This window comes from uncultured Anaerococcus sp. (genome assembly GCF_963512375.1).
Classification (GTDB): domain Bacteria; phylum Bacillota; class Clostridia; order Tissierellales; family Peptoniphilaceae; genus Anaerococcus.
The window spans coordinates 148665-156282 of sequence record NZ_CAUPMI010000002.1; the positions used below are offsets into that span (position 1 = coordinate 148665).

Annotated in this window: 9 protein-coding genes and 1 other RNA gene; 1 reads left to right on the forward strand and 9 read right to left on the reverse strand. The window is 32.7% G+C overall.

What is annotated here, in order from left to right; genetic code table 11:
* Positions 1-4: 4 nt before the first annotated feature.
* The 3 genes from glgA to RRB46_RS01990 are packed head-to-tail and all read right to left on the reverse strand — an operon-like array spanning position 5 to position 3697.
* A complete protein-coding gene (gene glgA, locus RRB46_RS01980; RefSeq protein ID WP_311537284.1) occupies positions 5-1435 on the reverse strand; it encodes a glycogen synthase GlgA in 1431 nt (476 codons plus the stop codon).
* Between the two features lie 2 nt (positions 1436-1437).
* Positions 1438-2562: a glucose-1-phosphate adenylyltransferase subunit GlgD gene (gene glgD / locus RRB46_RS01985; protein WP_297688888.1), complete on the reverse strand. Its 1125-nt coding sequence runs from the start codon at positions 2560-2562 to the stop codon at positions 1438-1440.
* Position 2563: 1 nt separating this feature from the next.
* Positions 2564-3697 (reverse strand): glucose-1-phosphate adenylyltransferase, encoded by a 1134-nt coding sequence (locus RRB46_RS01990; RefSeq protein WP_106460179.1) that lies wholly within the window; start codon positions 3695-3697, stop codon positions 2564-2566.
* A 147-nt stretch (positions 3698-3844) separates the two neighbouring features.
* Between RRB46_RS01990 and ssrA the strand changes: the two genes are divergently transcribed.
* Positions 3845-4200: a transfer-messenger RNA gene (gene ssrA / locus RRB46_RS01995) on the forward strand.
* Positions 4201-4344: 144 nt separating this feature from the next.
* On the opposite strand, the gene RRB46_RS02000 is transcribed toward ssrA, so the two are convergent.
* The 6 genes from RRB46_RS02000 to RRB46_RS02025 all read right to left on the reverse strand — a co-directional run bounded on the left by RRB46_RS02000 (position 4345) and on the right by RRB46_RS02025 (position 7303).
* Positions 4345-5244, reverse strand: a complete 900-nt coding sequence (locus tag RRB46_RS02000; protein ID WP_311537285.1) for a hypothetical protein — start codon at positions 5242-5244, stop codon at positions 4345-4347.
* A gap of 16 nt (positions 5245-5260) precedes the next feature.
* Positions 5261-5452 carry a hypothetical protein gene (locus tag RRB46_RS02005; protein ID WP_311537286.1) on the reverse strand — a complete coding sequence of 64 codons (192 nt, stop codon included), beginning with the start codon at positions 5450-5452 and terminating at the stop codon, positions 5261-5263.
* A 179-nt stretch (positions 5453-5631) separates the two neighbouring features.
* Entirely contained in the window at positions 5632-6003 is a 372-nt protein-coding gene (locus RRB46_RS02010; RefSeq protein ID WP_311537287.1) for a hypothetical protein, read from the reverse strand.
* Between the two features lie 61 nt (positions 6004-6064).
* Complete coding sequence (locus tag RRB46_RS02015) at positions 6065-6340, reverse strand: hypothetical protein (protein WP_311537288.1); 276 nt, start codon at positions 6338-6340, stop codon at positions 6065-6067.
* Positions 6341-6672: 332 nt separating this feature from the next.
* Positions 6673-7074 carry a type II toxin-antitoxin system HicB family antitoxin gene (locus tag RRB46_RS02020; protein WP_265213384.1) on the reverse strand — a complete coding sequence of 134 codons (402 nt, stop codon included), beginning with the start codon at positions 7072-7074 and terminating at the stop codon, positions 6673-6675.
* Between the two features lie 46 nt (positions 7075-7120).
* On the reverse strand, positions 7121-7303 hold the full coding sequence (locus RRB46_RS02025; protein ID WP_265213386.1) for a type II toxin-antitoxin system HicA family toxin: 183 nt from the start codon (positions 7301-7303) through the stop codon (positions 7121-7123).
* Between the last annotated feature and the right edge of the window lie 315 nt (positions 7304-7618).

Consider the following 7618-nt stretch of genomic DNA (forward strand, 5'->3'; position numbering starts at 1 on the left):
TCTCTTAAGCTTTAATCTCTTCGTATAGTTTCAAATATTTTTCTGATGACATTTCCCAGTCATTGTTTTGACTCATAGCATTTGTTATTAATTTCCTATGGGCTTGCTCGTTTGTATTATAAACATTTACAGCATTCTTTATAGCAAATAACAACTCATGAGCATTAATATTTTCAAAGGAATATCCTGTTCCTTCGCCTGTATATTCATTATAAGGTATAACTGTATCCTTTAGTCCACCCGCTTCTCTTACAATTGGCAAAGTACCGTATCTCATAGCTATGAGCTGGCTTATACCGCATGGTTCAGATACTGATGGCATCAGGTAGAAGTCACAACCTGCATAAATATCATGTGATTCTTTATCAGAATAATATATTCTTGCTGCTACCTTGTCAGGATATTTCCATTCAAAGTATTTAAACATCTCTTCATAAGTATAGTCGCCTGTACCTAGGACTACTAGCTGAATATCTTCTTGCAATAACTCATCTAGTATGTATCTTACCAAGTCTAGACCCTTCATTTCGTTAAGTCTTGATACAATACCTAAAACTGGAACGTCTGCTCTAACTGGAAGACCATAAAGCTCCTGTAAATAAGCCTTATTAGCGTATTTATCATCAATTGAATCAACATCATAATTCTTTGCTAGATTTTGATCTGTTTTTGGATTCCAAACATCAAAGTCTATTCCATTTACTATACCATCTAGCTTGTAATTATATTGTCTAATGACCCCGTCAAGGCCCTCGCCATAAAATGGATATTGGATTTCCCTTGCGTAATTTTCTGATACAGTATTTACATGGGTGGCATGGATTATACCTCCCTTAATAAAGTTTATAGCATCGTAAAATTTAAGGTCATTTTCATTAAAATATCTTCCATCAAGACCAGCTAGTCTTAGGTTTTCAGAATCAAATACACCTTGGTATTTGAGGTTGTGGATTGTAAATAGGGTTCTTATATCATCATAATAAGGATCGCCAATCCTATAGTCATTTACAAATACATTTACCATAGCTGTATGCCAGTCATTTGAATGAATGATGTCTGGTTTGAAGTTTATTTCTTTAGGTAATAGGGTGCAGGCTTTTGAAAAGAATATAAATCTTTCGGCATCATCGCCAAAACCATAGAGTCCATCCCTATCAAAATATTCTAGGTTATCTATAAAGTAGTAAGTAACTCCATCCCATTCAAGTTGATAAACACCTGCATACTGGTGCTTCCAATCTAAATCTACATAGAATTCTGTAATTTTTTCCATCTTTTCTCTGTAGCTTTCAGAGATTTTCTTATAAAGAGGTAAAACTACTCTAATATCTACGCCTTTTTTCTTAAGTTCTTTAGGAAGGGCACCAGCAACATCTGCTAGGCCCCCTGTCTTTATGAATGGTACTGATTCACTAGTAAGAAAAAGTATATTCATCTTTAGCTCCTTAGTTCAAGTGATTCGTTTTTATTTGTTAGGTAAGGATTTGATCTATTACCAAATAGCCTTACATCATGTCCTATTTCTGTTCCCTTATCTGTTATTACAAAGTTAAGAATAGCGCCATCTTCTATGGTTGTATCTTGGAAAATAATTGAATTTCTAATTATTGCTCCCTTACCAACCTTGGCTCCTCTAAAGATTATTGAGTTTTCTACTTCACCTTCTATAATAGCTCCATTGGCTATAAGTGAATTTTTAACTTCGCAATTTTTAGTATAAGATGTTGATGGTTCGTCTTTAGATTTAGTATAAACTAGGCCATCTTCATAGAATAGTTTATCAAAAATTTCTTTATTTAGCAATTTCATATTTGCTTCATAGAATGAATTTATATCTTTTATGATTTCAAATTCTTTTTCTTGTCTGTAGAAATCAATATTTAATTTTCCTGGATAATCAAAGATAGCTGCAAGCATAGAATTTGCACTATTATTTTGCATAGCATGTCTTAGAACTCTTAAGAAGCTATCTTTTTTCATCATTATAGAACCAAGGAAAAGATCTATCTCATCGGTAATTCCTAAGTTTAGACCTACATTTACAGGTTTTCCTTCATCATCAGAATTAATTATAGCTTGATTTAGGTATTCCCCATCTTTATCTATTATTTTATTTGAAAAAATTAGGCAATCCAAGTTTTCTTCTGCCATTTTTTCCTTTGCATCATTGATATCTGGTTTTGATATATACATTGGGTTTTTAATGTATACATAATCAAACTCATGGTCTTGGAAATATTTAATAGTGTCATAATATGTCTCAACTTCACTATTAGGATGTTTAGCATCAGGATTTACTGGATTTAGCATCAAACCGCCATTTCTCCTATTTAATTCCCAGCTTTTACCATTGCCTATATGATCTAGAGGACTTCTTAATTTACTTCCAGCATAAAGAACAACCCTATTTACATCATAGTTTGCTAAGTTTGATAAAGCAAAGTCAATTATCCTATATCTACCGCCAAATGGTAGCATATAATCAGGTCTATATTTACACAACTGTCCATAATTTTGTTCATTAAAATCTGAACTATATACTAATGCAACAACACTTTCCATATTATTCCTCCTCTATGCCTTCACTGCTGACTAGATAAACTTTATCATCATTTTCTTTACCTATATCTTCAGAGATTTCCATATCTTCTGCTACTACAGAATTATATATTTTCACTCCAGATTTTACCTTTACACCGTTAAGTAAAACCGAATTATAAACTTCTGCACCCTCTTCTATTACAACATCTGAGAATAATACAGAGTGATTTACCTTTCCATCTATTATGCATGCTTCATTTACTAGTGTATCTTTAAGATCAGCCTTTAATCCAACTCTGTGTGGTGGAAGGTTTTGTGATTTTGTATAAATTCTCCAATTATCATCATAAATATCTAGCTCGTTGTTAGGATCAATAAGATCTAGGTTTGCTTGCCAGTAACTTCTTACAGTACCAACATCTTTCCAGTATCCGTCAAATTTATAAACATATAGAGGAGATCCTTGGTTTAGCATTTTAGGTATAATATCATGGCCGAAGTCATTTGTAGATTCTTTATTTTCATAATCTTCAATTAATTCTTTTCTTAATACCTTCCAATTGAAAATATAAATACCCATTGAAGCCAAGTTAGATTTTGGATTTTCTGGTTTTTCTTCAAATTCAACAATTTTATCATTTTCATCGGTATTCATAATACCAAATCTGCTAGCTTCATCCCAATCAACTTCCATTACAGCTATAGTTGCATCTGCGCCCTTCTTTTTGTGAACATCAAGAAGTTTTCTATAGTCCATCTTATAAATATGGTCACCTGATAAAATAAGTACGTATTCAGGATTTACTTGATCAAGATAATTTATATTTTCATAAATAGCTGAAGCAGTTCCTTCAAACCATCTACCACCTTCTTCTGTATAGTAAGGTGTTAGTATTCTAAGGCCACCAAAGTTTCTATCATAATCCCAGGCTGTACCGATTCCTAGGTGTTCGTTAAGTAGTTGAGGTTTATATTGTGTTAAAACACCAATGTCTTTAATCTCACTATTTGTTGAGTTACTTAGGGCAAAATCTATAATTCTGTATTTACCACCAAAAGGTACAACAGGTTTTGCCATTTCCCTTGTCAAGGCTTTAAGCCTTGAACCTTGACCACCAGCTAAAAGCATTGCTGCGGTATTATTTGCGTTTCTCATAAGACCTCCTAGATTTATGATTTAAGTTCTTTTTCTATTTATACCCATTTTTTTGAATTATAACTAGAAAACCTTTTCTCTACTTATATTTTACATAAAATCCCACTTTTTGACAAGACTTATATTATTAGTATAATTGTAGTACATGGGGATGCCTTGGTTTCGACGTGATTGAAGAGCTTTTGATTGCAAGTCGTAAATCAAAACGTAAATTGATAATTAAATATAAACGCAAATAACAATAGCGAAGCAAACTTCGCACTAGCTGCCTAGTCAATAGGATAGCAATGAATATTAGGCTTGTCGTTGGTTTAATATTCGTTTCATAATTAAACGGCAACTGATATAACAAAGCTTTGAGTTATATTTAGTATGATGAAGCTAGCATAAAAGCTTTTTGTAAGTTTTTTATTTTTTATGCGAAAACTTAAAACTTAATAAACTTGTAGATGTCTTAAGTGAGGCTATCACGGACACGAGTTCGACTCTCGTCATCTCCACCAAACAAATCAAGAGACATCAGGAGGCGTAAAATTAACCGCTTCTTGATAAGTCTAAAATCATAAGACGTCATAAAACATCAATTAAGCGTAACAATAAGACGTAACAAAAGAGGAGGCTCAAGCCTCCCTTTTATTTATTCATTTTTACTGTTTAGATTTTTTTGGACCTCTAAGATGACCACATGATTTAGATTTATTGTACTTTAAGTTTATGTCATTAACTTCCTTTACAGTACCGCATGAACACCTACAGAGGCTATATCCTGCTTTGCTCCCTTTATCAATAACAGTCCGCTCATTATATTGATCGCCTATTTTGATTTCTTTCTTTTTACGCTTTGCTTTCTTTTTCTTTTTTCCAGAATCAGAATTTTTAATCTCAATCTTGTACTTTGCTTGCTCATTAAATTCTTCGATTATAGGGTAAAAGTACTTCTTTTCAGCCTCACGCCTAGCCTCTTTAGCTGCTTCAAGGGTCTTATAAGTTCCTAAATATCTCTCTTTACCTTGAAAGGTTATCTTAGCTGTGTAAGTTCCAGCCTTAGTTTTAGATACTCCCTTGACTCCAGACCTGCTTTTACTTTTTCTTTGCAAATTGCTAACCCTGGTACCCTTGTATAAGTAAGTATCTAACACCTTTGTACCTGATTTGCCCTGATAACATCCACATGATACATTTTCAGCACTCTTGCCTACCACGGCTTGCATAAAAGGATTAGTCATATTGCCACAATCACACTTGCAAGATAGCCTATAAAATAATTGCTTACCTACATACTCCGTATAAACATCAAGTATCGTAAGCATCCCATATTTTTTGCCAATAAGTTCTTCTTTAAGATTTTTCAGCCTTTCAGCATTCTTCTCTTTCATCAACTCAGACCTACTTGGTCTGCTCTTCTCCGCTTCATCTCTAACTTTTCTAGCCTCTTCTAAAGTTTCATAAGAGCCAAAATTTACAAGCTTTCCAGCGATACTACACTTGACATAGTATCTATTATTAACTTTAACTATATTTCTTTCTACTGTTTTTGCTTTACTCACATCTACCAATACCTTTTTAAAGTTTGTAGTTAGGATTTTCTTTCTTAAAGATCTCCAGCAACTCTTCTATATCTTCTTCATCTGCATAATGCCTAACAAAAGTTCTTGCAGCAGTTCTATTTCTTAAATACTTCACTCTCTCAGGATTGTTCTTCTCCCATCTCTTTGTTGCTCGCCTTTGAGCTTCACTTGCTTTTCCTTCAGTCAAAATTCACCTCCTTGACATTTTTTATTTTTCGTATTATAATTAAGTTATAAGTTATCCGCATTAGCGGAGGTGACCCTAATTTTTATAAGTTAAGGGTAATAAATTTTATACCCGCATTAGCGGGGCAATTAAGCTCTCCATGTGAGAGCTTTTTTTATACCAAATTCCCCACCACTGCTTTAATAAAAAGCAATCCACAATCTTTTATGTTCTACAATATACTCTTCTTCGTTTTCTTTAGTGTATCTGTCTGTACCTATCTCTATAGGATTGTGGCGATAAAATTCATTAAGTGCATGTACCCAATACTCCATTATAACTTCTTCGTTAGGGTCTTCTAACCACTCACTTCTTTCGTATATTTGAGTATAAATTGTATCATCATCTTCGTCCCAATTATCATCAACAAAGTGGTATTCGCCATCTTCATTGATTTCAAGCCTTACTGATTCGTGTTCAGGTTTTCCATCGTAGTCAACCTCTCTAAACATATCTAACAAATCTTGACCACTTACATTTACATCAATATCTTTATAAATATCTTTTGTCATTTTAATCTCCTTTATGTTTATATATGTACTAACTTTCTAGCCCCAATTAAGGGGCTACTATCTATGCAAATTGTATATTTATTGTATAATCTTCTACTTCTATTTCTTGTCTAAAAGAATCATTTAGCCACTCTTTATAATTTTCTACATCTTCACATTCTTCAAAATCATTTTTTTCTAAATCGAATTTATAAATTGTATCTTCATAGCCAGCTGCTTCATTTTTTAAAACCGCATTCCAACCGTCTTTATCAATTTCTACTCTTACAATTTCTTCACCATCTTCAAATAATTCAATTATGTCTTCTACTTTTACTACTGCTTTAATTTCTTTCATTTTGATCTCCTTTATTTTTTTATTTATTTTGTATCTCTTATCTTAATATTAGTATACTACTAGTAGTATATATATGTCAAGACTTTTTTGCTAGTTTTTACGATAAATACCACACAAAGCCAATATATATAAAAAAATAAATAAACATAAAAAATAAACATTGAAATTTCAACAATGCTTCGTATTTTGCGTTTTAAGGCCTTTAAATTTCTTAGGTATATAATTACCCCTCTAAAGAAATTAACTTAGCCCCTATATATCAGCAATTTAAAAATAAGCACAAAAAACCACCCATTTCTGAGTGGTTTAGTGGTATTGCCTTTGTCTTTATTCTATACTAACTTTAATTCTTTTTCAAGAGCATAAGTTAAAATTTTTGAAAAATTAAGCCCTCTGCTTTCTCCAGCTTTAGCTAAAAATTCTGGTATGGTGCAATTCTTTTTTACTTTAGTGTCATTTTCTAATCTAAAATATCTTCCTAAATCACAAACAACAAAATTTTTAAAGTCGTATTGATCTTCTGTTCCCTCATCTTCATCAGGCTCAATAATCGTTTCTCCATTACAGAAAGCATCATAAGCCATCAATTCAATAGCATCCTTAGCCATATACAAAGCTTCTTCTAAATCTTCACCTTGTGTAGCTATTGGTATACTATCATTCCATACTGCGTACCCTTTATTCGTTTTTTTAAGGTAAATCGGATATGCTTTAACATCTTGTGCCATTGTCATAAATCCTCCCTATATAATTATATTGCCTTACCCCTAAGGGTAGCAATTAGGGTCTAATCCCTAACTGCTTAAGAATTTTTTTAGCGGTGATTTCATTTATTTCATTATGTCTAGGTAATTGTGTTTTTTTATTACCTTGAGCATTTTGATAAATATCGTGGTCTGAACCATGTCTAACAAAACTTCCGCCATGACTTAGTATAATTTTTATTAAGTCTTTCTTCTTCAAAGGCAATACCTCCTTTCTAATAACTACTATACGCCCTTTAATACGCCTGTCAAGAAAAATAAAAAGAAAAAAGCACCCCAGGTGCATAGCATTATCTGCTAGCATGATTCCTTCACAAGTGCTTTTTCATCATCAACTCCCACTCTTTATGGTAAAACCATATAAAAAGGTCGCCCAGGTAGACACCTCTACCGTTCTGTACTCACGAAGGGACTTTTTCGCTTTCCGACTAGTCAACATTATTGTACCCCAAATCCAGACACAAAAACCTGCTAACAAAAGTCAAGGAGAAAAGGAAATTAATTTTACTTTTCT